The 1298-nt window shown below is 64.0% G+C and carries 1 protein-coding gene and 1 other annotated feature; the gene reads right to left on the reverse strand.

Annotated elements, in window-relative coordinates; genetic code table 11:
* Positions 1-27: 27 nt before the first annotated feature.
* Positions 28-1250 (reverse strand): IS3 family transposase gene (locus ABFX36_RS18870; protein ID WP_085948520.1). Its coding sequence is split into 2 segments (ribosomal slippage): positions 28-971 and positions 971-1250, totalling 1224 coding nucleotides; the frame shifts between segments, so codons are not numbered across the junction.
* Positions 848-981 (reverse strand) — a sequence feature (AL1L pseudoknot). It overlaps the preceding gene by 134 nt.
* Positions 1251-1298: the final 48 nt, after the last annotated feature.

Raw genomic sequence — 1298 nt, forward strand, 5'->3', positions numbered from 1 at the left:
TGAAGCGCCCTGGGTTTCGTTCCGTGGTTACACGGTCGCGGGCGCGGTCGTCGTGGTGTGAGTGTAGGTCGCTTCGACGTTCGCCGGGGTGCGGTAGCCGAGAGCTTCGTGGAGCCGGGAGGTGTTCCACCAGTGGACCCAGCCCATCGTGGCGAGCTCAACCTCGCTGACTGACTCCCAGATCCGCTTGGAGTAGATCAACTCCGCCTTGTATAGGCCGTTCACTGTCTCGGCCAGCGCGTTATCGTAGCTATCGCCGACGGTACCTACTGAAGCCGTAACTCCCGCGGCGAGCAGAGCGTCCGAATAGGCGAGCGAAACGTATTGACTACCCCTGTCGGAATGGTGGATCAATCCGCTTTCGTTCCTGCTCACCCCGGTGGACTGCAGTGCATGCTCCAGTGCGAGCAATGGCAGAGACTCCGTGTGGAGCGTGGGCGCGACCGCCCAGCCGACAATTCTGCGACTGAAGACATCGGTAACGAATGCGACGTAGCAGAACCCGGAGAGCATCCGGACGTAGGTGATGTCGGCGACCCAAAGCTGCTGCGGTCGATCCGCGACGAACCGCCGTTCAACGAGGTCCGGGCGCTGGTCATCTCCGTCTGCGGAGCAGGTGGTGACGGGCTTTCGACCTCGGCGAACGCCCTGCAGGCCGGCGATCTTCATCAGCCTCGCGACCTGGTCGCGACCGACGTTCCATCCTGCGTGGCGCATTGCGTGCCACATCTTCCGGACCCCATAGACGCTGTAGTTCGCCTGATGAATCCGCTGCACCTCCTCCGCCAGCATCTCGTCCCGAACGCTGCGAGCGGAGGCCGGCCTGTTCTTGGCAGCGCGGTATCCGCGGGAGGTGATGAACCCACATTCTGTCGCACTGAGGATGCGGCAGATGGCCTCGACCCCGAACTTCTCGCGATGCATGTCGACGAACGCGATCATTTCGTCGTGGGGCGGTCGAGTTCCGCTGCGAAAAACGCTGAGGCGGCCTTCAGGATCTCGTTCGCACGTCGCGCCTCGGCGAGCTCCCGCCGGAGACGGCGATTCTCCTCCTCGAGCGGCTCTCCCGGTCCGACCGGCTCGGTGGCGCCGTAGCGATTGCACCAGATCCGCAGCGTCTCTGTGCCGACACCGAGCTGCGGCGCGACGGCACGGATCGATGCTGCGCGAGGGCCGCCCTCGCGGGCTTGGCGGTCGTAGACCATGCGCACGGCACGCTCACGCAGCTCTGGACTGAACTTCTTGGGCATACTCCGATTCTCCTTGCTGAGACTCGGAACGGAACCCAGGGCGCTTCA

Origin of the sequence: Gordonia cholesterolivorans (assembly GCF_039531975.1) — a bacterium.
Classification (GTDB): domain Bacteria; phylum Actinomycetota; class Actinomycetes; order Mycobacteriales; family Mycobacteriaceae; genus Gordonia; species Gordonia sihwensis.